Here is a 23,115-nt window from a genome sequence, read left to right on the forward strand (position 1 = left end):
GCGCGAGGTCGCCGCCCCGATGCGCCTTACTGCGCCAGCGAGACACCCTGCAGCCGCAGCATCCCGTCGGGATACGCCTTGAAGCCTTCGACGGCTGACGAGAGCACGAAAGGCCATGGCTGGTGATAGATGTAGATGATCGGCAGTTCGTCCTGAAGGATGTCCTGCGCCTGCTTGTAGAGAGGCTGCCGGGCCTGCGTATCCGGCGTAACACGCGCTTCATCGAGCAGGCGATCGACCTCCTCGTTGCAGTATTTGGAATCGTTGAGCGTGCCCTCACAGGTGACGAACTGATGCAGGTTTCCGTCCGGATCGACGCGGCCGGACCAGCCGATCTGCGCAGCCTGATAATTGCCGGACTTCATTTCCTGCTGCATGGCCGCGAACTCTGTCGGCCGAAGGCTGATGTCGAACCCGGCTTCCGTAGCCATCGCCTGGATCAGTTCGTTGATGGCCATGGCCGTGGTGTTGTTGCCGAACGAGAGTTCGAACGCGACGCGCTCGTGGCCAGCTTCGGCAAGCAAAGCCTTGGCCGCGTCTACATCGCGCGCGACAACGGGAAAGTCAGGGCTGTTGAAGGGGCTTGCGGGTGGGAAGGGCTGCTGTGCGGGTTCGAAAAGACCGTTGCCCACCACATCGTTGATGATGTCGCGCCCGATGGCGAGCTGGAACGCCTGACGCACACGCTTGTCGGTGCCGAGCGGATTGTCCGCCTTGGCTCCGTCGCCCGTATTGATCGTGATTCCCTGATAGCCGAGGCCCGCGACGGTGACGAACTGCAGGTTGGCGTCACCACGCACCGTTTCCGCATCGGATGGGTTCAGGCGCTCGAGCATATGAAGATCGCCCGCCTGGAGGTTTGCGAGGCGCACCGTCGAATCGGGAATGGGCTGAAACACAAGGCGTTCGAAACTGAATTCATCCGCATCGGGATGATCGGCGAACTTCTCCAGCACGATGCGATCGTTCTGCACCCGGCTGACAAACTTGTAAGGGCCGGAGCATACCGGACTGGTGCCGACATCGGTCTCGAAACTCGCCGGCGACAGGAGCATTCCCGCACGGTCCGAGAGTTGCGCGAGAAGCGTCGCGTCTGGCTGGGCAAGGTTGAGCGCGACCGTCGTCGCGTCGATCGCCTCTACGCTCTCGACCGAGGCAAGTTCACTACGTCGCAGGCTGTCGGGCAGCGTGCGGGCGCGCTCAATGTTGGCCGCGACGGCTTCCGCATCAAGCTTCGAGCCGTCGTGGAAAACCATGTCATCTCGGATCGTCATGGTCAGCGTCTTGTTTTCGTTGCTCCACGCCCATTCGGTCGCGACACGCGGCACGAAGTTCAGTTCCGCATCGACATCGATCAACTTGTCGCACAGCGACGTGAAGACGATGCGGCCGACGAAGGTGCGCGCCTTGTGCGGATCGAGGACATCCGGGTCTTCCTGAAGTCCGATACGGAATTCCTGTGCCGATGCGGCGGTGGCGGCCAGCATCGTCGTGGCGAGCAAGGCGGAGAGTAGTGTCTTCATCGGTCGTTCCCCTTTGTTGTCTTTTTGACGTGCGGTGATGGGACCGACGACGGCCGGCCCCATCGGGATCATTCCGCCATGGTCACGCCGGCAAGGCGGATCATGCCGTCCGGATAGGCGACGAAGCCCTCCAACTCCGCCTTGTGCACGAACGGCCAAGGCAGATAGAACAGGTGGATGACCGGCATGTCCTCGCGCAGGATGATTTGAGCCTCGTCGTACAATGCCTTGCGCGCGGCCTGGTCGGTTACGGTACGCGCCTCGTTCAAGAGGCGATCGACCTCTTCATTGCAGTATTTCGCGTCGTTGAGACCACCTTCGCAGGTGACGTACTGATGGATGTTGCCATCGGGATCGACGCGCCCGGACCAGCCGGACTGGCCGACCTGAAAGTCGCCGCTCTTGAGGACCGACTGAAGTGCCGCGAACTCGGTCGGTCGCAGGCTGATGTCGAAGCCGGCTTCCGCACCCATGGCCTGAACCAGCTCGAACACCTGCTGCATGACGGTGTTGTTGCCGAAGGTCAGTTCGAACGCGACGCGCTCGTGACCGGCTTCCGCCAGCAGGGCCTTTGCCTTTTCGACGTCGCGGCCGCCTTTGCCGATCTCCGGATCATAGGCGAAGCTTGCGGGCGGAAACGCCTGATAGGCGGGCGTGTAAGTGCCAGCGCCGACGACTTCGTTCAAAACGTCGCGGTCGATAGCCAGATCTAGTGCCTGGCGCAGGCGCTTGTCCTGCCCGAGCGGGTGATCGGCCTTCGCGCCATTGGCGATATTGACCTCGATCGCCTGATAGCCGAGGCCCGTCACCGAGGCGAGCTTGATGCTGTCGTCGCCGGCGACCGCTTCGAGATCGGACGGCGCGACGCGTTCGATGATGTCGACGTCGCCGGCACGCAAATTGGCCAGGCGCACGGTCGTATCCGGGATCGGCGTATAGATCACGCGGTCAAAGGCATACGCGTCAGCGTTCCAATGCTCGGCGAATTTCTCCAGCACGATGCGATCGTTCTGGATGCGTTCGACGAACTTGTAGGGACCCGAGCAGACCGGCTTCTGGCCCGGATCGGCGTCGAAGGACGCGGGCGACATCAGCATGCCGGCACGATCAGTCAACTGCGCGAGAAAGGCTGCATCCGGCTGCGACAGGGTGATCGCAACGGTGTTTGCGTCGACCACGGCCACGTCCGAGATCGAGGCAATCTCGCTCTTGCGCAGGCTCTCATTGTCGGTGCGCGCACGATCAAGATTGGCTTTGACCGCCTCGGCATCGATGGCCGCGCCATCGTGGAACGTCGCACCCTCGCGGAGCGTCATCGTGACGACCGTATTGTCGTCGTTCCATGCCCATTCGGTGGCGATCTGGGGAATGATGTTCAGCTTCTCGTCGATGTCGACGAGCTTGTCGCAGAGCGACGTGAACACGATACGCCCGACGAAGGTGCGGGCGCGATGCGGGTCGAGGACGTCGGGATCGTCCTGCAGCGCGATGCGCAGATCGGCGGCGGACGCGGTTCCCGCCATAAGCATGGCGCCCAGCGCCATCGTGATCATTCTTTTCATATCGTGCCTCCTTCGGAAACGTCTCTTGGAATGGTGGTGCCCGACGCGTCTTTGCGCGCCTGGAACGATCGGTAGAGTTCGAGCCGTGTCTCCAGCGCGGGGCTACCTTCGGGTTCCGGTGCCTTGACCTGCTCCAGCGCGCGGATCTCCTGCCAGAAATGACAGGCGACGCTGCGGCCATCGCCGACCGCCTCCAGAGGTGGATGCTCTCGAGAGCAGAGCTCCCGAGCATGCGGGCAGCGGGTATGGAAGCGGCAGCCTGAAGGCAGGTCGGTCGGGTTGGGAACGTCACCCTTGATGAGGGACGGCGCTTCGCGCGCATGCGGCGTAGGCGAGGGGATCGCCTTCAAAAGCGCCTGCGTGTAGGGGTGCAACGGCTGCTCGTAGAGCGGATCGACGGGGGAGAGCTCGACGATCTCGCCAAGATACATCACCGCGACGCGATCGCTCATATGCCGGATCACGGCGAGATCGTGCGCGACGATGACGAGCGTCAGCCCGAACTTCTCCTTCAAATCCTCCAGCAGATTGATCACCTGCGCCTGGATCGACACATCGAGTGCGGAGACCGGCTCGTCACCGATGATGAGCTTGGGTTCGCCGGCCAGAGCACGCGCGATACCGATCCGCTGGCGCTGGCCGCCGGAGAATTCGTGCGGATAGCGATCTGCATATTCGGGCCGAAGGCCGACGATACGCAGCAACTCGGCGACCTTTTCCTTGACCGCGCGACCGCTCGCAAGCCCGTGCAGCCGGATCGGTTCGGCGATGATACTGCCGACGGTCATGCGCGGGTTGAGAGATGCGAACGGATCCTGGAAGATGATCTGCATGTCCCGGCGCAGCTTGCGCATCGCGCGCGCGTCAAGCGTCGTGATCTCCTCGCCTTGATAGAAGACTTGCCCGGCACTCGGTTCGATCAGTCGCAGCAGAAGCCGGCCGAGCGTCGATTTTCCGCACCCGGACTCGCCGACGATGGCGAATGTCTCTCCGGGCTGGATCGACAGCGAGACGTCGTTGACCGCATGAACGGTGGGCGACGACTGGAACATACCCCGACGACCGCCGAAGCGTTTCACCAATCCACGCGCCTCGAGGATTGGCTTGGCGGGATCCGACACGGCGCTCATTGGCGCGCCTCCATCGTCTTCTCGAGCGGCGCATACCAGCATGCTGCCTCGTGACCATCGCCGAAGGAGACGGCCGGCGGCACCTCGGAGAAGCATCTGCTGTCGGAAAACGGGCAGCGTGGCGCGAAGCGGCACCCCGCCGGCATCAATTCGAGCGGCGGAACCGAGCCCTTCACGGTTGCGAGCCGGCCCTGACGGCGGCCAAGCGAGGGAACGGAGCCGAACAGCCCGATCGTATAGGGGTGTTGCGGGTCCGAGAAGATCGCCTCGACCGGACCTTTCTCCACGATCCGGCCGGCATACATGACCGCCACGTCGTCGGCCACCTCGGCGACGACGCCGAGATCGTGGGTGATAAGGATCATCGCCGTTCCGGTTTCCGCCTGAATCTGGCGAATGAGCGTCAGGATTTGCGCCTGGATGGTGACGTCGAGCGCCGTCGTGGGTTCGTCCGCGATCAGCAGTTGCGGCCGGTTGGCCAGTGCCATCGCGATCATCACCCGCTGGCGCATGCCGCCCGACATCTGATGCGGATAGGCGTCCAGCCGCTTCTCGGGCGCGGGAATCCGTACAAATTCCAGCATCTTCAAAGCCTGGGCACGAGCCTCCGCCTTCGAGACGTTTCGGTGGCGAATGATCCCTTCGGCGATCTGGTGACCAATGGTGAAGGCCGGATTGAGCGAGGTCATCGGCTCCTGGAAAATCATCGCGATCTCGTTGCCGCGAATATCGGCGCGCTCGCGCTCGGGCATGGAAAAGAGATCGCGGCCGCCGAACGAGGCGCTTCCCGACACGATACGGGCCGGCGGCGAGGGGAGGAGGCCCATCAAGGCGAGGGACGTCACGCTCTTCCCGCAGCCGGATTCCCCGACGATGCACAGGGTCTTGCCGCGTTCGACCGAAAACGAGACGTCCTGCACGAGATTCGTCTTCGCCTTTTCTGAAAAGGTCAGCGTGAAGCCGGTGACATCGAGGACCGGTGCACCGCCGGGGCCATAATCCGCCACCGCTCTCTCGTCGATGCTCGCGTCGCTCATGCCGATGTCCTGATCTGCTCGCCGTCGGTCACCGTGACCTCGGCTGGCTCGTGTTCGTCATCGTCGCTGCCAACGACGATCGATTGCAGATTCGCGTTGATTGCGTTGAGATGGCGGCGCATCGCGCGTTCCGCGCCTGCGCCATCGCGGCCGGCGATCGCAGCGACGATCTCCTCATGCTCGCGAAAGGAAAGGCTCCGGCGGTCCTCGTTCCGCGCCTTGGCGCGAAGCAGCCGCCAATCAGGCTCCTGCCTGATCCGCTGCACCACATCGAAAAGCGACAACAGCAGCCCGTTACCGGCGCATTCCGCAATACGTCTATGAAAGGCGCTGTCCCACAGTTCCCAGCCATCATCATCGAGCGCTGCGGAGGTCTTCTGGGCAAGCCTCTCGAGAGCAGCGATATCATCCGCTGAACACCGCATGGCGGCCATTCGCGCCAATGCGGGCTCCATCTGGAGGCGCGCCTCCATAACCTCGAGCGGATTGGTGCGGCCGGCGATGTTGCCGACAAGTTGGGGCTGTATCGCGGGACGACGTCCGACAAAGGTTCCCTTGCCTTGCTGCCTCCAGACAAGCCCCTCGGCCTCGACAACCTCCATCGCCCGGCGAATGGCGCGGCGACCGACGCCAATGAAACGCGCCAGTTCGCGCTCTGGCGGCAGCCGCCATTCCACATCCTCGCGATGCTCGCGCACGAGTTGACGCAGTTTTTCAAGCGCGAGAAGCGAATTAAGAATGGGACGTTCAGGCAGCAATCGAGACCCTCTACGGAACCTTTTTGACAAATGGTTCCCTTGGCATCATCCTTTTTGGTTCATGCACTGGATGTCAAGGCGCAATAGCGCTCCCTGGGCCACGCACGCGGCGAACCAACCGAGAAATGCGCGTCGCCACCCATTATCGCACACCCATAAGTTCCATAATCTATCTTATGCGATCTTTGCATCTGTAGAGGTGGGTTCAAGGATGAAGTGCGACTTGCGAATGATACCAATGAGTTATCATACGCAAGGAAGATGCAATGAGACGCACCTACTCCCATATCGGCCTGGATGAACGTCGTAAGATTGCTCGCTGGCGGATGGCCGGCCTGAGCATCGAGATCATCGCAGAAAAGCTTGGACGGCATCGCTCGACGATCTTTCGCGAGATCAAGCGCAATATGTTCGTCGACAAGGTCGTTCCAGATCTCAACGGCTACTATTGCGTGACGGCCCACGGCATGGCTTGCGAGCGCCGCGCCAAGCTGCGGAAGCTGGCGCGTTTCTCACACGTCCGGCAGTCCGTTATCGACCGGATCATACATGGATGGTCGCCACAGCAGATCGCCGGTCGCATGCGCCTGGAGCGTCATCCGATCTCGGTCAGCCACGAGACGATCTACAAGTTTGCGTATTCGGCCGATGGCCAGGCCATCAAGCTGTGGCGGCATCTGCCGGAGCATCGAGCCAGGCGCCGCCCCCGGCATGCAAGGCGCAGACATGGCCGGCGCTTCAGCCCGGAACTGAACATCCTGCGCCGCCCGGATGTCGTTGCCGACCGTAAGCAGTTCGGACACTGGGAATGCGACCTGATCCAGTTCCGCAAGAAGTTCGGCAAGGCCAACGTCACATCGCTGGTCGAACGGGTCAGTCGCTTTGCCATCTTCCTGCGCAACAATGATCGACAGTCCCGGCCCGTGATGGATGGCGTCATACAGGCGCTACAGGCCCTACCCCACCTCGCTCGCCGTTCGATCACATTCGACCGTGGCACGGAGTTCACCGACTGGCCCTACCTTCAGGCAAGCATAGGCACCCAAACGTGGTTCTGCGACCCGCAATCTCCCTGGCAGAAAGGCACCGTCGAAAACACCAACGGCCGGGTGCGGAAATGGCTTTCGAGAGAGGTCGATCCATTATCTGTGACCGATGCCGACCTGATCGAGATCTGCAATCGGCTGAATGCGACGCCTCGCAAATGCCTCGGCTACCGAACGCCAGCGGAGGTCTTTCGAAAGAAACTGCTCGCCCAGATGAGGCATGCCGGCTAGCTTGAACCCACCCGCAAGTCGCATCTCAGCATGACTCCACACCGCAAAGTTGGAATGTCCTGTTTCTGCAAAGTTGGAATGTCACGCTCCCCGGGTCTGAACGACGCCTGGGAGATTGCAGATGGGATTGATAACGATGAGCGAGCGCGATCTGCAGAGGATCGAGATTTTATCGAAGGTGATCTTCGCGCTGACCGAACTTCCGGCCGGCATTCTCTCGGTCCTCATCGGCTGCGAGCCGGTTGCGGCATGCCTTGGCCTGAGACGCGGCGTGGCAAAATAGCCACGCGCGGTGAACTGCGCATGTCATTCAGGCTGGAAACGATGGGGATAACGGTGCCTGCCGCGCGCGGCCATCTTGTTGCCACAGAGATGACCCGAAAAGGTCCTTTCCGTTACCGGGAGCCCAATCGAACCATGCTTCGCCAAACGTCCCTCGCCTGCTGCGCGCTGTCCGTGCTTGTGCTGACCGGCTGTGTCCGCACGTCCGACGGCAGCATCGAGCCCCGATACGCGCCGACCGTCCAGCATGTCGGGCCGGTGCCGGTTGTCGCGATGCGACCAGCCCGGCGGGAAGTCAGCGATACGTTGCGCCAGCGATATCCCGCGCGTCCCGTGCCGAGCCTCGTCACCTATTCGCCGCCGAGGGCCACGCGCTCCGTGCGCCGCGCCGCGCCGGTCGAAATCCGGTCGTCTTCGGGCGGCGTCTCCTGCCAGGCCCCATCCAGACAGGGCGAGCGCGTCAGGATGGATTGCCGCTAAGAGCTTTCGAATACCCCCTCCACCACGCTTCGCGTGGTTCCCCTCCCCCGCTCCGCAGGGGAGGACCCGGCGTTGCGGCCATCCGCGACCTGGATCCTCCTCCGTTTACGGGGGAGGTGGCGCGAAGCGACGGAGGGGTGCGCTTCACGCCTCTGAGTGGCTGGAATCCTGCGCCAGATGCATGCGGCGATAGAGCGTGTCGCGGGCGAGCAGTTGGCGGTGCGTTCCCTGTTCGGCGATGCCCGAGCGGTCGATCACCACGATACGGTCGGCATTGCGGATCGTCGCCAGACGGTGGGCGATGACGAGCGTCGTGCGGCCCTTCGACAGTTCGGCGAGCGATTTCTGGATTTCGCGTTCCGTCTGCGTATCGAGCGCTGACGTCGCCTCGTCGAGGATGAGGATCGGCGGGTTCTTCAGGAAGATGCGCGCGATGGCGAGCCGCTGCTTCTGGCCGCCCGACAGTTTTACGCCGCGTTCGCCGATGATCGTGTCCATGCCGTCGGGAAGATCGTCGATGACGGCATCGAGATGGGCGCGCCGCGCGGCCTCCGTGATCTCGGCCTCGGTCGCCCCGAGACGGCCATAGGCGATGTTCTCGCGGATCGTGCCGCCGAACAGGAACACGTCCTGCTGCACGATGCCGATCTGGCCGCGCAGCGAGGCGAGCGTCATGTCGCGGATGTCGATCCCGTCGATCGTGATCGCGCCCTCCTCGACGTCATAGAAGCGCGGCAGGAGTGAGCAGATCGTGGTCTTGCCCGCGCCGGACGGGCCGACGAAGGCGATCGTCTGGCCGGCCTCGATGTCGAGGCTGACATCCGTCAGGATTTTGCGGCCGTCGGTGTAGCCGAAGCCGACATTGTCGTAGCGGATCGTGCCGGTGAGCCTTGGCGCGGTCCGCGCATTGGGGCGGTCCGCGATGTCGGGCTCGGTGTCCAGAAGTTGCGTGTAGCGGCGGAAGCCGGCGATGCCCTTCGGATAGGTTTCGATGACCGCGTTGATCTTCTCCACCGGGCGGAAGAACACCGTGACCAGCAGCAGGAAGCCGATGAAGCCGCCATAGCTCAACTCGCCGCGCATCACGTAGTAGCTGCCGGCCAGCATGACGACGAGCTGGATCAGCCGCATCGACATGTAGCTGAGCGACGTCGACGCGGCCATGATCTTGTAGGCCTCGAGCTTGGTCGAGCGATAGCCCTCATTGTCCTGATCGAACAGCGCGCGCTCATGGTGTTCGTTGGCGAAGGCCTGCACGACGCGCATGCCGCCGACGTTCTCCTCGATGCGGACGTTGAAATTGCCGACCTTGCCGTAGAGCGACTGCCAGTTGCGCGTCATGCGCCCGCCATAGCGCGTCGTCACCCAGCCGACGATCGGCACGATGACGGCGGTGATCAGTGCGAGCTCGACATTGACCATCATCATCAGGATGAAGGCTCCGATGAAGGTCATGATGGCGAGGAACAAATCCTCGGGGCCGTGATGGGCGACCTCGCCGATCTCCTCGAGGTCCTTCGTCACCCGGGCGATCAGGTGGCCGGTCTTGTTGTTGTCGTAGAATCGGAAGGACAGCTTTTGGAGATGGTCGAACGCCTTGCGGCGCATGTCGGTCTCGATGTTGATGCCGAGCATGTGGCCCCAATAGACCACGACGGCCGTCAGCCCGGTGGTCGCGACATACATAACGAGGAGCGCAGACGCCGCGAGGAGGATCAGCGACCAGCTTCCGCTGGGCAGCAGATCGTCGACGAAAAGCTTCACCGCCATCGGGAAAGCGAGCTCCAGAAGGCCCGCCAGAACCGCGCAGGAGAAGTCGAGCATGAAGAGCCGCTTATACGGCGCGTAATAGGCAAAGAAGCGAGCGAGCATTGCGTGAGCGGGGCCGCTGGGGCGACCGTTCCTTTGGTAGCGCCGCGAGGCGGCCGATGTGAGCGTGTCTCCGAGGGCTTATCCCCTTCGCGCCGATATCGCCATGGGCCACGTGACGATTGATGACCCGACAGACGGTTTTGGTCGCCCTCCCCTCCCCGCATCCTTGCCGCAGACCAGGCTGCAGCAGACTTGTGTTTTGTCCTGATCTGGACTATATCCAGAACCAGACATAAGGATGCTGACTAATGAGCCAGGCTGCAAGACGAGACGTGCCATATGTGGAGACCGGTGTCCCACGGCTCGACCTGTCGCGCTTCGCGCCGGCCAGCCGCCGCCGGCTCAGCGCGCCCGCATTGCGCACCTTCCTCACCATCGCCGATCTCTGGGGCCTCAACGAAGAAGAGCGCAGGCTCATTCTTGGCTACCCGTCGCGATCGACCTATCATGGCTGGGCGAAGCAGGTGCGCGAGCATCGCGAGCTGACGCTCGACGTCGATGTCCTTACCCGGATTTCCGCCGTGCTCGGCATCCATCAGGCGCTCGGCGTGCTGTATGAAACCGAACGCGAGGCCGTCGCGTGGCTGCGCGGGCCGCATGACGGGGCGGTGTTCGGCGGGAGGCCGCCGCTGGCGTTCGTGACGAGCGGCCTGCAGGACGGTCTCATGACGGTCCGGCGCTTCCTCGATGCCGCGCGCGGCGGCATCTACATGGAGCCGAACGCGCTCGATGCCGGCTTCGAGCCCTATGACGATCGGGACATCGTCCTGCGGTGAGCCACGCAAGGTCGCCGGCGCCGCAGCCGGCATTCCGTCTCATCCCGTCACGGTTTCCGCCGGTCGGCCTGTTCGACACGGTCGCGACGGCCAACGACCTCTACGCCGTGATGGAACTCGTCGGCTGGACGAACGATCGCCTGGTGGGCGAACGCATCGACCGGTTGCCGCGCGACGAATGGGTCTATGGCCGCCCGAATGCGAGCGTCGTCATGGCCGCCTTCCTGCACGTCGCGCCCGGCGGATCGCGGTTCAACGGGCCTGATCTGGGCGCGTGGTATGCGGCAGGCGATGTCAGGACATCGGCGGCGGAAGTCGGCCATCATCTGCGCCGTGAGGCAGTGGCGCGGCGGCTTCCGAAACTGAGCCGCGTCTACCGCTCATATGCCGCGCGCCTGCCGGGCGAGCATGTCGACATCAGGGGCATGCAGGCCGCCCTGCCCGGCCTGTACCGGCCGGACAGCTACGAGGAAACGCAAATCTTCGGCGAAGCGATGCGGAAAGCCGGCGAACCCGGCATCCTCTACGACAGCGTGCGGCTGCGTGGCGGAGAAAACGTGGTGGCGTTTCGTCCGTCGATGATCCTCGATGTCACCCAGAGCGACCATTTCGAGGTCACCGTATCGGCTGCGGAGAGAACCATCGACGTACGAAAGCTGAAATCGGCCTGAGGCCGGGATGGCTCAGGCCATGCCGCCGTCCGGCAGGCCAAGCGCCGCCGCGAGACGGGCGACCTTCGCGCTGTCGGTGTCGATGCCGTCTTCGAGTTCGACGATTTCAGACGTGGCGAGGCCGGAGACGACGGCCAGTTGTTCGATCGTGTAGCCGGAGGCTTCGCGAAGAGCGGTGACGGGATTGGCGCCGGATGACAGCGCTGCAGAGACTGCGTCGGCAAATTCTGCGACCATGATTCAAATCCTGTTGCTGCGAAATGTGCTCGGAAGGGAGCCAAAATGTGGCTGCGAGCATCTGCGAATCTGGAAATACTGAGTGCAGATTTCAAGATTATGTCGAACACATGCGCGTGACAGGCCCTCACGTCAATCCCAGGAAAGCGCACCGCCGTTCTGATATTCGATGACGCGGGTCTCGAAAAAGTTCTTTTCCTTCTTCAGATCCATCGCCTCCGACATCCACGGGAACGGGTTTTCCGTTTCCTTGAACACCGGTGCCAGGCCCAGCTGCGCGCAGCGGCGGTTGGCGATGAAGTGCATGTACTGCTCGCACAAAGCCGCATTCAGCCCGAGGAACCCGCGCGGCATCGTATCGCGCCCGTAGGACGCTTCCAGTTCGGCAGCATTGGCGATCATGCCGCGCACCTCGTCCTGGAATTCCTTCGTCCAGAGATGCGGGTTTTCCAGCTTGATCTGGTTGATCACGTCGATGCCGAAGTTCAGATGGATCGACTCGTCGCGCAGGATGTACTGGTACTGCTCGGCAATGCCGACCATCTTGTTGCGGCGGCCCAGCGACAGGATCTGCGCGAAGCCGGTGTAGAACCACATGCCCTCGAAGATCACGTAGAACGCCACCAGATCGCGCAGGAAGGCGGTGTCGGTCTCCGGCGTGCCGGTCTTGAAATCGGGATTGTCGAGGTTCTGCGTATGCTTGAGCGCCCACGCCGCCTTGTCGGTGATCGACGGCACCTCGCGATACATGTTGAACAGCTCGCCCTCGTCGAGGCTCAGGCTTTCAACGATGTATTGGAAGGTGTGCGTGTGGATCGCCTCCTCGAACGCCTGCCGCAGCAGATACTGGCGGCATTCGGGATTGGTCAGGTGACGGTAGATCGCGAGCACGATGTTGTTCGCCACCAGCGATTCCGACGCGGCAAAAAAGCCGAGATTGCGCTTGATCATGTGGCGCTCGTCGTCCGTCAGCCCGTCCTTCGACTTCCACAGCGCGATGTCGGCCTGCATGGAAACCTCGGTCGGCATCCAGTGGTTGTTGCAGCCGGACAGGTATTTTTCCCACGCCCAGCGATATTTCAGCGGCAGTAGCTGGTTCACGTCGGCGCGGGCGTTGATCATGCGCTTGTCGTCCACCGACACCCGCGCCCCGCCCCGCTCGATCTCGCCGAGGCCGGTGGCATCGGTTTCGACATTCGCCGGGGTGAGATTGGTCGGCATGGATTTCGGTTCTGACCAGTCGAGCATTTTGTTATTCTCCTTGGAATTTTCTTGAAGCGACGGCGCTGCCCCTCATCCGCCCTTCGGGCACCTTCTCCCCGTGAACGGGGAGAAGGGAGGAGCGGAGCCGTCGCGGCCAATCCCCCTTCTCCCCGCCTGCGGGGAGAAGGTCCCGGCAGGGGGATGAGGGGCAGCGCGGACCTTGCGCGATCAGGCCCCTACTGGCAGGCCTCGCACTCGGGATCGTCGATGGCGCAGGCTTTGCCCCATGCCGCATCCGGATTGATCGCAATCGGCGCAGCAGCCGGCTTGGCGACGGCAACAGCCGACACCGCGTTGAGCTTGCCGTCGGTACCCTTCAGCGTCGACTTTTCCACATGCGTCGCGGAGCGCGAGCGCAAATAGTAGGTCGTCTTGAGACCCTTCTTCCACGCGAAGCGATAGAGCTCGTCCAGCTTCTTGCCGCTCGGGTTGGCGATGTAGAGGTTGAGCGACTGCGCCTGGTCGATCCACTTCTGACGGCGCGAGGCCGCTTCGATCAGCCACGCCGAGTCGATCTCGAAAGCGGTCGCATAGATCGCCTTCAAATCGTCGGGGATACGGTCGATCTGGCCGATGGACCCGTCGAAATATTTCAGGTCCGACACCATCACCTCGTCCCACAGGCCGCGCTGCTTCAAATCATGAACCAGTTGCGCATTCACCACCGTGAAGTCGCCCGACATGTTCGATTTGACGAACAGGTTCTGATAGGCGGGCTCGATCGACTGCGACACGCCGCAGATGTTGGAGATCGTCGCCGTCGGCGCGATCGCCATCGTGTTGGAGTTGCGCATGCCGGTCTTCTTCACCCGTTTGCGCAAGGCGTCCCAGTCGAGCGTCGAGCCATCGTCCATGTCCACGCCGGGGCGTGCATCCTCGAGCAGCTTGATCGAATCGATCGGCAGGATGCCCTTCGACCACAGAGAACCCTCGAAGCTCGCATAGCGCCCACGCTCTGCGGCGAGATCGACCGAGGCCGAAATCGTGTGGTAGCTGATCGCTTCCATGCTGCGGTCGGCGAACGCGATGGCCGCATCCGACGAATAGGCGATGCGCAGCTTCTGCAACGCATCCTGAAAACCCATCAGGCCCAGACCGACCGGGCGGTGCTGCAAATTGGAACGGCGCGCCTCGGGGATGGTGTAGAAATTGATGTCGATGACGTTGTCGAGCATCCGCATCGCGGTGCCGACGGACTTCGCCAGCCGGTCGAGATCGAGACCCTTTTCCGTCACGTGGTTGAACAGGTTGACGGAGCCCAGATTGCACACCGCAACTTCGTCCTTCGACGTGTTGAGCGTGATCTCCGTGCACAAATTGGACGAGTGCACCACGCCGATATGGCCCTGCGGCGAGCGGATGTTGCACGGGTCCTTGAACGTCACCCACGGATGCCCGGTCTCGAACAGCATGGTCAGCATCTTGCGCCACAGATCGAGCGCGCGGACCTTGCGGGACACTCGCAACCCACCGGCGGCAGCCTGGGCTTCATAGGCCTCGTAAGCCTTCTTGAACGGCGTGCCGTAGAGGTCGTGCAAATCCGGCGTCTCGTCGGGCGAAAACAGCGTCCACTCGCCATCGCTCTCGACACGCTCCATGAACAGGTCCGGCACCCAGTTGGCGGTGTTCATGTCGTGCGTGCGGCGGCGGTCGTCGCCGGTGTTCTTGCGCAGATCGAGGAATTCCTCGATGTCGACGTGCCACGTCTCCAGATAGGCGCAAACCGCTCCCTTGCGCTTGCCGCCCTGGTTAACGGCGATGGCCGTGTCGTTGGCAACCTTCAGGAACGGCACGACGCCCTGGCTCTCGCCATTGGTGCCCTTGATGTGGGAGCCGAGGCCCCGCACCGGCGTCCAGTCATTGCCGAGACCACCGGAATATTTTGCCAGCAAAGCGTTGTCCTTGACGCCCTTGAAGATCGCGTCGAGGTCGTCGCCGATGGTCGTCAGGAAGCACGAGGACAATTGCGGCCGCGTCGTGCCGGAGTTGAACAGCGTCGGCGTCGAGGCCATGAAATCGAACGACGACAGAAGGTCGTAGAACTCGATCGCCCTGCCCTCACGGTCGATTTCGCGGATCGCCAGCCCCATCGCGACGCGCATGAAGAACGCCTGCGGCAGTTCGAAACGCTTGCCCTTGGTGTGCAGGAAGTAGCGGTCGTACAGCGTCTGGAGGCCGAGATACTGGAAGTTCAGGTCGCGTTCCGGCTTCAAGGCTGCGCCAAGCCGCGCGAGATCGAAACGTGCGAGCTCCGGGTCGATCAGTTCGGCCTCGATGCCGACGCGGATGAAGTCGGGAAAATAGGTCGCGTAGCGCGCGCCCATCTCCGCCTGTGTTGCCTGCTCAGGTCGCGCCGACACGAACGACAGCGCCTCGCGCCGCAGCCGGTCCATCAGCAGCCGCGCGGACACGAACGCGTAGTTCGGCTCCTGCTCGACCAGCGTGCGCGCGGCCAGGATCGGCGCAAGCGACAGCTCGTCCAGGGTGATGCCGTCATAAAGGTTACGCCGCGCCTCGGCGATGATCGGCGCCGATGAAACCGCGTCGAGCCCATCGCAGGCTTCCTCGACGATACGCGCCAGACGAACTTCATCCAGCGGCGCGAGCGTGCCGTCCTCGCCCTTCACCTGCAACGCAGATGCAACCGGGGCTGCGGCAAGGGCCTTCTCTGCTGCACGCTCCCGCGCGCGCTCGTCACGGTACAGCACATAGGCGCGCGCAACCTTGTGGTGCTCGCTGCGCATCAGTGCCAGTTCCACCTGGTCCTGCACGTCCTCGATGTGGAACAGGCGTCCCTCGCCGACGCGGCGCGTCAGGGCCGACACGACCTCGTCGGTCAGCTCGACGACCACATCGTGCACGCGGCGCGAGCCGGCCGCCGTCGATCCTTCCACGGCGAGGAACGCCTTGGTCAGCGCGACGGTGATCTTGGAGGCGTCGAAGGGCGTCACGCCGCCATTGCGACGGATGACGCGATAGCCGGGTTCGGTGGCTGGGCGCGTCGGATCGGAAATCATCTCTGGAACCGGAACGGTCCCATTCGTCTGGAAGGTCGAAGTCGCCGGCATTCTTATCCCCGTGGCGTTGTGGGCGGGGATGGCAAAGGATGCGGGACGGCGCGAAGCGGCACAGGCCGCCTTCATGCCAGCGCACCACCAGGACACCCCGCCCGAGGTTCGATCAAGCTGTCAGGGCAGGTCTCCTGGCTCGCAGGTCATCGCTTTCGTCGGCCTTCCCGGTGCCCGAGGCACCAGTGGCATAACTCGACGCAAGCTCTCTGCTTACAGTTGCGGGGGCAGCTCCGGCTTTCCCTGAAACGGGGCACCGGCTTCCCTCTTAGCTCCCGAACCAACGTGATTCGGAAGAACCATGACGACTACATCTAGCGGCTATCGCGGTGCGGCTGTCAATTTGTTGCGGGCATTTTCGGGCGCTCGTCCACATCCCGCATCGATGCCGCGGCGATTCGGAACCACCGTCGCCCAAAACCGTTTTCCAAACCCACGTCAGGAGACACCCATGGCAGACAATGATTCCCCACGCACATCCGCAGCCGACAAGCAGGACGCGCTCGAAAAACAGATCGCGCAGATGCGCCGCGAAATCAGTTCGCTGAAACGCTCGCTTGCCGCGCGCGCCGAAGACGCCGCCGACGAAGTGTCCGACTGGATGGACACGGCCTCCGACAAGGCCAGCCGCGCGGCCTCCGCGATCAAATCGCAGGCGCAGGACGTTTCCGGCGTGGTGCAGGCGAACCCGGTGACCTTTTCCGCGACGGCGCTGGTGTTCGGCGCACTCGGCTTCCTGCTCGGCATGGCCGCGGCTCAGGCCGACACCCACAGCCACCGCCGCTGGTACTGAGGCCCGATTGGACCGGGCCTGATCTGGCCCAATCGGAAATCGTTCTGGATCAGCGAGAAATGCAAAAGCGCTGGTTGAACGCGGGTCGCCGCAGACCCATTTCAGCGTCGCACGGGGTCTTTCCTCCCATTGGCCCCGTGCGTTCCCCTCTGGAGGTTTTGACCTTCACACCTCGGCCAGGCATTCGTGTCTGGCCTTTTTCTTTGGGCCATTGTCGCGTCTGCTCGGCGCCGCAAGACACCCCTCGATTCACATCGTGACATAGTCGCCACGCCTCTCTCCGGACGTATCGCAAGACGGGGGACGACGTCGAAAATTAACCATTTGTTAACCATTCGACCGATATCCCTCGGCTACGAAAAATTAACAAAGATGTCCGAAGTGTTAACTGAAGCCCGGCCGATCCGCCTCAAGGGTCGCTCATTCCTCGCGCTCGTCCTGACGCCAGAACTGCCCTTCGACGGCTGGCTGGCGCGCCTCGACGATCTGGCGGCCCGTTCCGCTGGGTTTTTCCTGCGCAGGCCCATCGTTCTGGATGTCGACGGGCTCGACATCGACCGGGCGCAACTGCGCGAGCTGGTCGAACAGCTCGGCACCCGCAACGTGCGAATCATGGGCATCGAAGGCGCGCGGGCCTCGCTGCTCGACGGCGGCCTGCCGCCTGCCATGACCGACGGCCGTCCGGCCTCCGATTTCGAGGCGCCCGTCGCCGACGATGGCGATGCGGCAGAGGCCGAAACCGATGAAGCCGCACCCGCCTACACCGCGCAGGTCGGCAAGGCCGTGCCGTCGCTGGTCGTCACCCAGCCGGTGCGCTCCGGCCAGTCGCTGATATTCCCGGAAGGCGACGTCACGATCGTCGGGTCGGTCGCCTCGGGCGCGGAAGTCGTCGCCGGCGGCTCGATCCACGTCTACGGAACGCTGCGGGGACGCGCGCTGGCGGGCACGATGGGTGACGCCGCGGCACGCATCTTCTGCCGCAAGCTCGAGGCCGAGCTGATCGCGATCGACGGCTTCTACAAGACGGCCGAGGACATGGAGCCAGGATTGCGCGGCCAGGCCGTCCAGATCTGGCTCGAAGGCGAGACGATTTTGGCGGGAACACTGGGCTGAGCCGATGGCGGAACAAGAACAACAGGAGAGGTCTATGGGCAAGGTAATCGTGGTCACATCGGGCAAGGGCGGCGTCGGCAAGACGACGTCGGCCGCCGCACTGGGCGCAGCCCTTGCGCAGACCGGCGACAAGGTCGCGGTCGTGGATTTCGACGTCGGACTGCGCAATCTCGACCTCGTGATGGGCGCCGAGCGGCGCGTCGTCTACGATCTGGTCAACGTCATCCAGGGCGAAGCCAAGCTGACGCAGGCGCTGATCCGCGACAAGCGCGTGGAAACGCTGTTCCTGCTGCCGGCCTCGCAGACCCGCGACAAGGACAACCTCACGCCGGAGGGCGTCGAGAAGGTCATCGCCGCGCTCAAGAAGGCCTTCGACTGGGTGATCTGCGACAGCCCCGCCGGCATCGAGCGCGGCGCGACCCTGGCCATGCGCCATGCCGACATCGCCATCGTGGTGACCAACCCTGAAGTCTCGTCGGTGCGCGATTCGGACCGCATCATCGGCCTGCTCGATTCCAAGACGCTCAAGGCCGAGAATGGCGAGCAGATCGAAAAGCACCTGTTGCTGACCCGCTACGATCCGGCCCGCGCCGAGCGCGGCGACATGCTGAAGGTCGACGACGTGCTCGAAATCCTGTCGATCCCGCTGCTCGGCATCATCCCCGAGAGCATGGACGTGCTGCGCGCATCGAATGTCGGCTCGCCCGTGACGCTGGCCGATGGAAACAGCGCGCCGGCAAAGGCTTATTTCGACGCGGTGCGGCGTTTGAAGGGCGAAACCGTTCCGATCAGCATTCCGGGCGAAAAGCGCGGCTTCTTCGGCAAGATCTTCGGGAGGAAAGCGGCATGAACCTGTTCGGTTTCTTTTCGCGTCCCCAGTCGTCGGCGCCTGCCGCGCGGGAGCGCCTGCAGGTCCTGCTCGCGCATGAACGTGCGTCGGTCGGCGATTCGGACCTCGTCACCAAGCTTCGCGACGAAATCCTCAAGGTCATCGCGAAGCACATGAAAATCGACGACGAAAAGGTCAGCGTGAAGATGGAACGCGGCGACAAGGTCTCGACGCTGGCCGTTGATGTCGAAATCCCGTTCAACGCCGGCAAGAAGAAGGCGGCCTGACGGGCCGCCTCGCGCACAGGAACGCCACAACCGCTGATCGACAAGGAGAACCATCATGACCCGACTCGCACTTCTCGAACGGCTCAAGACGCTCCAGCAAACGCCAGCGCACCAGAAGCGTGACATCACCACGGTGAGCGCGCTTCTCTCCAACGAGGCGCTGGCCCGGCACGTCGAGCACTGCGAAGTGGCCGCCGGCGCTTCCGCCTCGCGCGATGCTGCAAGCAACAAGGCACCGCAGCCGCGCCCGCACTGATCAGATCGCCGAGCGATCCCGCCAGCGCGTGAGCGATGCCGCGAGCCGGTCGAAGGCCGCGTCGTCGCCGGGAAGGCCGAACCGCAGCGCATCGTCCATCGCGTCGAAATTCCGCACCAGAATGCCGTTGCGCCCGAGCTGATCGTAGATCGACGGCGCGTGCGGTGTCCTGACGAAGCGGTAGAGGCTGGTCCCGCCCGCAACCGTCAATCCGGACTGCAGAAGCAGCGCATCGAGCCGTGAGGCGTCGTGCGCGAGGCGCTGGCGCATCCGGGCCTGCCAATCCATATCCGCAAGCGCCATGCGGCCATAGGCGAGCGCCGGCCCTGCGACCGCCCATGGCCCGAGACGGGACCGCAGCTTGGACGCGACCGGCTCGGCGGCGAGCGCGAAGCCCAGCCGCACGCCTGCAAGGCCGAAGAACTTGCCGAAGGAGCGCAGCACGACGAGGCCTCCCTGCCCCACATTTCCGGCCACGCTCCGGTCGCGCGGGCCGACTTCCATGAACGCCTCGTCCACGACGAGCAGCCCGCCCTTGCGGTGCAGATGGCGCGCGAGGTCCAGAAGCATGTCGCGCTCGATGACCCGCCCGTCGGGATTGTTCGGATTGACCACGATCGCGAGATCGGCGTCGAAGAGACGCGCGACGTCGGTGACCTCGGAAACGCCGTGCCCGACAAGACGCGCCGCCCGTGCGTGCTCCGCATAGGTGGGCGACAGCACGGCCGCCCTGCCCTGCCCGGCCAGTTCCATCACCAGCGGCAGCAGGATCTGCGTGCCTGGCGCGGCGACCACCATCCGGGGCGACGGCGCGCCGTAACACGCAGCAGCGATCGTGTTCAGCTCCGCGACGTCCGCCGCCTCCGGCAGTCTCGTGAAGGCATCGGCCGGCAGGTCCGTGAGCGGATAGGCATGCGGATTGATGCCGGTCGACAGATCGAGCCACGGCGTCGGCGCATCCGGGAACAGTGCCGCCGCCGGCGCGAGACTGCCGCCGTGATCGGAGATGTCGTCAATATGCTCGTCCATGCCGGCCCCGCTTCGTCAGCCCGCGCCATACCAGATTTCCGCGCCGCGTTACGATAGGCATTTCCCGGCTCGATCTTTCCGCCGCGCCGTCACGGCCAGCCGCGCACATGGTCGATGAGCGCGCGAAGCTTCGGCGCCATGTTCCGCCGCTGCGGATAATAGAGGTAGAAGCCCGGAAAGGGCGGCAGGAAGTCCTCCAGCAGCCAGACGAGCTCGCCTCGCTCGACATAGGGCCGGAACGTCTCCCGTGGCGCGAAGGTGAGCCCCGCGCCGGCCAGCGCCGCGCGCAGCATCAGGCGCAGATCGTTCGTGGTGATCTGCGGCTCGACCGCGACATCGAAGGGAACCCCGTTCTCCTCGAACTCCCAGCGATGGGGCGCGACATTCGGCGCTGGACGCCAGCCGATGCAGCGATGATCGATCAGGTCGCGCGGATGGCTTGGTCCGCCATGGGCCGCCAGATAAGCCGGCGTGGCCACGACCGCTTCGCGCTGTTCGCCGCCCACCGGCACGGCGATCATGTCCTGCTCGATCACTTCGCCCAGCCGCACGCCCGCATCGAACCCCGCTGCCACGATGTCGAATTCCGCGTCGGTCACCGTCACATCGATGGTGACCTGCGGATGCGCCGCCGCGAAGCTTGCGAGCAGCGGTCCCGACAGGAACTCCTCGGCGATCGAAGTGACGGCGAGCCTCAGGAGCCCGCGCGGCTGGTCTTCCGACGCCAGATGCTCCAGTGCGGCCGAAATATCCGCCATCGGCCGCGACAGCGCCTCGCGCAACCGCTCGCCCGCCTCGGTCAGCCGCACCGCGCGGGTGGTGCGCGTCACCAGCGCCGTGCCGATCGCATCCTCGAGCCGCCGGATGCCCTGGCTGACGGCGGAGCGCGTCACGCCCAGCCGATCGGCGGCGGCGCGGAAATTGTGCTCCTCCGCGACGGCCTGAAACAGCGGCAGCAGGTTCATGTCGATGTTCATTGTCAAGCACTACTAACCGGCCAGTCCATGAATGGATGGATACAAGCGACAGCGCAAAAGGTCCACCTTCCGCCTGCAACACGGAAGGAAGCACTTCATGGACAAGATCATACTGGTCACCGGCGCATCGGGCGGGATCGGCGAGGGCATCGCCCGCGAGCTGGCCGCGCATGGCGCAACCGTCCTTCTCGGCGCCCGGCGGCTCGACCGCGTCGAAGCGATCGCCGCCGAGATACGCAGCGCAGGCGGCGCGGCGCAGGCCCGCGTGCTCGACGTCGCGGATCGGTCTTCGATGGCCGCTTTCGCACAGGCAGCGCTCGACCTTTGGGGCCGCATCGACGTGCTGGTGAACAATGCCGGCATCATGCCGCTCTCGCCGCTGTCCGCCGGAAAGCAGGACGAATGGGAGCGCATGGTCGATGTGAACATCAAGGGCGTGCTCTGGGGCATCGGCGCGGTGCTGCCGGCGATGGAACGGCAGGGCAGCGGCCAGATCATCAACATCGGCTCGATCGGCGCGCTGCACGTCGTGCCCACGGCGGCGGTGTACTGCGCCACGAAATTCGCAGTCCGCGCCATCTCCGACGGGCTGCGCCAGGAGAACACGAAAATCCGCGTCACCTGCGTCAATCCCGGCGTCGTCGAAAGCGACCTGGCGTCGACGATCACCCATGAGGAGACGATGGCCGTGATGGACGAATACCGCGCCATCGCCTTGCAGCCCGCCGATATCGCGCTGGCGGTGCGGCAGGTGATCGAGGCGCCGGCAAGCGTCGATACGACCGAGATTACCATCCGGCCGACTGCCTCTCCGCAGTGACGGCCATACCATTACCATCCCTGAACCCCACTGAAAGGAACCGAGAGATGACATCTTTCCGCATTGCCTGCCGCATGACGCAGACCGCATCGGCCGCGCTGATCGGGCTTGCCCTGCTGGCGTGCCCCGCGTCGGCGACAACCGAAAGCGCAGGCACTGCTGCCCGCAACGAAACGATCGTGCGGCAGGCCTTCGACAACTGGGTGGACGGCGGAAACGTCTTCGCCGAACTCCTGGCCTCCGACGTGAGTTGGACGATCCATGGCTCCGGTCCGGTCGCAGGCACCTACACCAGCATCGAAGACTTCGTCGAAGATGCATCCCTCCCGCTGATCAGCCGGCTTTCAACCCCGCTGGTCCCCGAGGTTCACGACATCTGGGCGGTCGGCGACACCGTGATCATCCGCTTCGACGGCTCGGCCACCACGACCTCCGGCGCGCCCTACGCCAACCAGTTCGTCTGGATTTTTCGGATGACCGACGGCGTCGTGACGGAGGCGGAAGCCTTCCTCGACCTCGTCGCCTATGGCGAGGTCGTGGACAACAATGAACCGCGCGCCGAGTAAGGCCTCAAACGGCAATCCGGAGACAGGACCATGCACAAACCCTTGGCGACACTCATGGCCGTTGCGCTGCTCGGCCAGGTGGCCTCGGCACAGGAGACGGATACGGTGACCCCACACCCCTATGTCGGCATGTGGGTCACCGAAGACGGCCGCATCCGCCACGAACTCTTGCCCAACAACCGATACGTCGAAGCCCGCGGCAGTCGCGAACGCGCTTATGAAGGGCGCTACGAGGTGACCGGGACCCATATCGAATATTGGGACGACACGGGCTTTACGGCGGATGGAGACTTCATCGACGGCGTGCTGCATCATGCCGGGATGATCCTGTACCGGCGCTAGATCGCCCGTGCCGAACGATAAACGGGCCTGCGTTCATGACGCGGGCCCGAAGTCTATGGCGCGGTCGACCGGCTTCGCGTTTACCGCTGTCCCGTGTGGCCCGGTCGCATCCGGTGCAGCCGCCCCGGTGCGCAAAAGCCCCCTCCCCTATCCATCAATGCGATGAA

Annotated in this window: 24 protein-coding genes and 1 riboswitch; of the genes, 13 read left to right on the forward strand and 11 right to left on the reverse strand. The window is 63.8% G+C overall.

Annotation, left to right across the window (positions count from 1 at the left end; all coding sequences use genetic code 11):
- Positions 1–26 precede the first annotated feature (26 nt).
- The 5 genes from AAFN55_RS11775 to AAFN55_RS11795 all read right to left on the reverse strand — a co-directional run bounded on the left by AAFN55_RS11775 (position 27) and on the right by AAFN55_RS11795 (position 6,010).
- A complete protein-coding gene (locus AAFN55_RS11775; RefSeq protein ID WP_347799018.1) occupies positions 27–1,523 on the reverse strand; it encodes an ABC transporter substrate-binding protein in 1,497 nt (498 codons plus the stop codon).
- A 68-nt stretch (positions 1,524–1,591) separates the two neighbouring features.
- Positions 1,592–3,085: an ABC transporter substrate-binding protein gene (locus AAFN55_RS11780; protein WP_347799019.1), complete on the reverse strand. Its 1,494-nt coding sequence runs from the start codon at positions 3,083–3,085 to the stop codon at positions 1,592–1,594.
- The gene (locus AAFN55_RS11785) at positions 3,082–4,215 is read right to left on the reverse strand and encodes an oligopeptide/dipeptide ABC transporter ATP-binding protein (RefSeq protein WP_347799020.1); all 1,134 of its coding nucleotides are present in this window, start codon (positions 4,213–4,215) and stop codon (positions 3,082–3,084) included. The genes AAFN55_RS11780 and AAFN55_RS11785 overlap by 4 nt, the downstream gene beginning before the upstream one ends.
- Positions 4,212–5,252: an ABC transporter ATP-binding protein gene (locus AAFN55_RS11790; protein ID WP_347799021.1), complete on the reverse strand. Its 1,041-nt coding sequence runs from the start codon at positions 5,250–5,252 to the stop codon at positions 4,212–4,214. Before AAFN55_RS11790 ends, AAFN55_RS11785 begins: the two co-directional genes overlap by 4 nt.
- Entirely contained in the window at positions 5,249–6,010 is a 762-nt protein-coding gene (locus AAFN55_RS11795; protein ID WP_347799022.1) for an FCD domain-containing protein, read from the reverse strand. The genes AAFN55_RS11790 and AAFN55_RS11795 overlap by 4 nt, the downstream gene beginning before the upstream one ends.
- Before the next feature lie 266 nt (positions 6,011–6,276).
- Here AAFN55_RS11795 and AAFN55_RS11800 point away from each other — a divergent pair, with 266 nt between their 5' ends.
- The 3 genes from AAFN55_RS11800 (at position 6,277) to AAFN55_RS11810 (ending at position 8,049) form a co-directional block, all read left to right on the forward strand.
- Entirely contained in the window at positions 6,277–7,287 is a 1,011-nt protein-coding gene (locus AAFN55_RS11800) for an IS30 family transposase (protein ID WP_347799023.1), read from the forward strand.
- A 121-nt stretch (positions 7,288–7,408) separates the two neighbouring features.
- Entirely contained in the window at positions 7,409–7,570 is a 162-nt protein-coding gene (locus AAFN55_RS11805) for a hypothetical protein (RefSeq protein ID WP_347799024.1), read from the forward strand.
- 134 nt (positions 7,571–7,704) lie between these two features.
- On the forward strand, positions 7,705–8,049 hold the full coding sequence (locus AAFN55_RS11810) for a hypothetical protein (protein ID WP_347799025.1): 345 nt from the start codon (positions 7,705–7,707) through the stop codon (positions 8,047–8,049).
- A 144-nt stretch (positions 8,050–8,193) separates the two neighbouring features.
- Here AAFN55_RS11810 and AAFN55_RS11815 read toward each other — a convergent pair whose 3' ends face one another.
- The gene (locus AAFN55_RS11815) at positions 8,194–9,921 is read right to left on the reverse strand and encodes an ABC transporter ATP-binding protein (protein ID WP_347799026.1); all 1,728 of its coding nucleotides are present in this window, start codon (positions 9,919–9,921) and stop codon (positions 8,194–8,196) included.
- A gap of 248 nt (positions 9,922–10,169) precedes the next feature.
- On the opposite strand from AAFN55_RS11815, the gene AAFN55_RS11820 reads away from it, so the two are divergent.
- Entirely contained in the window at positions 10,170–10,697 is a 528-nt protein-coding gene (locus AAFN55_RS11820) for an MbcA/ParS/Xre antitoxin family protein (RefSeq protein WP_347799027.1), read from the forward strand.
- Positions 10,694–11,368 (forward strand): RES family NAD+ phosphorylase, encoded by a 675-nt coding sequence (locus AAFN55_RS11825; RefSeq protein WP_347799028.1) that lies wholly within the window; start codon positions 10,694–10,696, stop codon positions 11,366–11,368. The genes AAFN55_RS11820 and AAFN55_RS11825 overlap by 4 nt, the downstream gene beginning before the upstream one ends.
- A gap of 12 nt (positions 11,369–11,380) precedes the next feature.
- Here the strand turns inward: AAFN55_RS11825 and AAFN55_RS11830 are convergent, their stop codons facing one another.
- The 3 genes from AAFN55_RS11830 to AAFN55_RS11840 form a co-directional block, all read right to left on the reverse strand.
- Positions 11,381–11,605, reverse strand: coding sequence for a helix-turn-helix transcriptional regulator (locus AAFN55_RS11830; RefSeq protein WP_347799029.1), 225 nt, complete (start codon positions 11,603–11,605; stop codon positions 11,381–11,383).
- Positions 11,606–11,737: 132 nt separating this feature from the next.
- Positions 11,738–12,853, reverse strand: a complete 1,116-nt coding sequence (locus AAFN55_RS11835; protein WP_347799030.1) for a ribonucleotide-diphosphate reductase subunit beta — start codon at positions 12,851–12,853, stop codon at positions 11,738–11,740.
- A 191-nt stretch (positions 12,854–13,044) separates the two neighbouring features.
- Positions 13,045–15,885 (reverse strand): ribonucleoside-diphosphate reductase subunit alpha, encoded by a 2,841-nt coding sequence (locus AAFN55_RS11840; protein WP_347800250.1) that lies wholly within the window; start codon positions 15,883–15,885, stop codon positions 13,045–13,047.
- A gap of 157 nt (positions 15,886–16,042) precedes the next feature.
- A riboswitch (cobalamin riboswitch) is annotated at positions 16,043–16,255 on the reverse strand.
- Positions 16,256–16,387: 132 nt separating this feature from the next.
- Between AAFN55_RS11840 and AAFN55_RS11845 the strand changes: the two genes are divergently transcribed.
- The 5 genes from AAFN55_RS11845 to AAFN55_RS11865 all read left to right on the forward strand — a co-directional run bounded on the left by AAFN55_RS11845 (position 16,388) and on the right by AAFN55_RS11865 (position 19,214).
- Positions 16,388–16,729: a hypothetical protein gene (locus tag AAFN55_RS11845; RefSeq protein ID WP_347799031.1), complete on the forward strand. Its 342-nt coding sequence runs from the start codon at positions 16,388–16,390 to the stop codon at positions 16,727–16,729.
- A gap of 372 nt (positions 16,730–17,101) precedes the next feature.
- Complete coding sequence (gene minC / locus AAFN55_RS11850; RefSeq protein ID WP_347799032.1) at positions 17,102–17,842, forward strand: septum site-determining protein MinC; 741 nt, start codon at positions 17,102–17,104, stop codon at positions 17,840–17,842.
- Between the two features lie 34 nt (positions 17,843–17,876).
- Positions 17,877–18,692, forward strand: a complete 816-nt coding sequence (minD, locus tag AAFN55_RS11855) for a septum site-determining protein MinD (protein WP_347799033.1) — start codon at positions 17,877–17,879, stop codon at positions 18,690–18,692.
- Complete coding sequence (gene minE, locus AAFN55_RS11860; RefSeq protein WP_347799034.1) at positions 18,689–18,958, forward strand: cell division topological specificity factor MinE; 270 nt, start codon at positions 18,689–18,691, stop codon at positions 18,956–18,958. The genes minD and minE overlap by 4 nt, the downstream gene beginning before the upstream one ends.
- Positions 18,959–19,013: 55 nt before the next feature.
- Positions 19,014–19,214: a hypothetical protein gene (locus AAFN55_RS11865; RefSeq protein WP_347799035.1), complete on the forward strand. Its 201-nt coding sequence runs from the start codon at positions 19,014–19,016 to the stop codon at positions 19,212–19,214.
- Here the strand turns inward: AAFN55_RS11865 and cobD are convergent, their stop codons facing one another.
- Both cobD and AAFN55_RS11875 read right to left on the reverse strand, forming a co-directional pair.
- Positions 19,215–20,243, reverse strand: coding sequence for a threonine-phosphate decarboxylase CobD (gene cobD / locus AAFN55_RS11870; RefSeq protein ID WP_347799036.1), 1,029 nt, complete (start codon positions 20,241–20,243; stop codon positions 19,215–19,217).
- 89 nt (positions 20,244–20,332) lie between these two features.
- The gene (locus AAFN55_RS11875) at positions 20,333–21,220 is read right to left on the reverse strand and encodes a LysR family transcriptional regulator (protein ID WP_347799037.1); all 888 of its coding nucleotides are present in this window, start codon (positions 21,218–21,220) and stop codon (positions 20,333–20,335) included.
- A gap of 97 nt (positions 21,221–21,317) precedes the next feature.
- Between AAFN55_RS11875 and AAFN55_RS11880 the strand changes: the two genes are divergently transcribed.
- From AAFN55_RS11880 to AAFN55_RS11890, 3 genes are read left to right on the forward strand one after another with little or no spacing between them, the layout of a single operon-like run.
- Complete coding sequence (locus tag AAFN55_RS11880; protein WP_347799038.1) at positions 21,318–22,040, forward strand: SDR family oxidoreductase; 723 nt, start codon at positions 21,318–21,320, stop codon at positions 22,038–22,040.
- A gap of 47 nt (positions 22,041–22,087) precedes the next feature.
- Positions 22,088–22,606, forward strand: a complete 519-nt coding sequence (locus AAFN55_RS11885; RefSeq protein WP_347799039.1) for a nuclear transport factor 2 family protein — start codon at positions 22,088–22,090, stop codon at positions 22,604–22,606.
- Between the two features lie 30 nt (positions 22,607–22,636).
- Complete coding sequence (locus AAFN55_RS11890; protein WP_347799040.1) at positions 22,637–22,948, forward strand: Atu4866 domain-containing protein; 312 nt, start codon at positions 22,637–22,639, stop codon at positions 22,946–22,948.
- Positions 22,949–23,115: the final 167 nt, after the last annotated feature.

Origin of the sequence: Mesorhizobium sp. CAU 1732, from assembly GCF_039888675.1 — a bacterium.
GTDB lineage: Bacteria > Pseudomonadota > Alphaproteobacteria > Rhizobiales > Rhizobiaceae > Aerobium.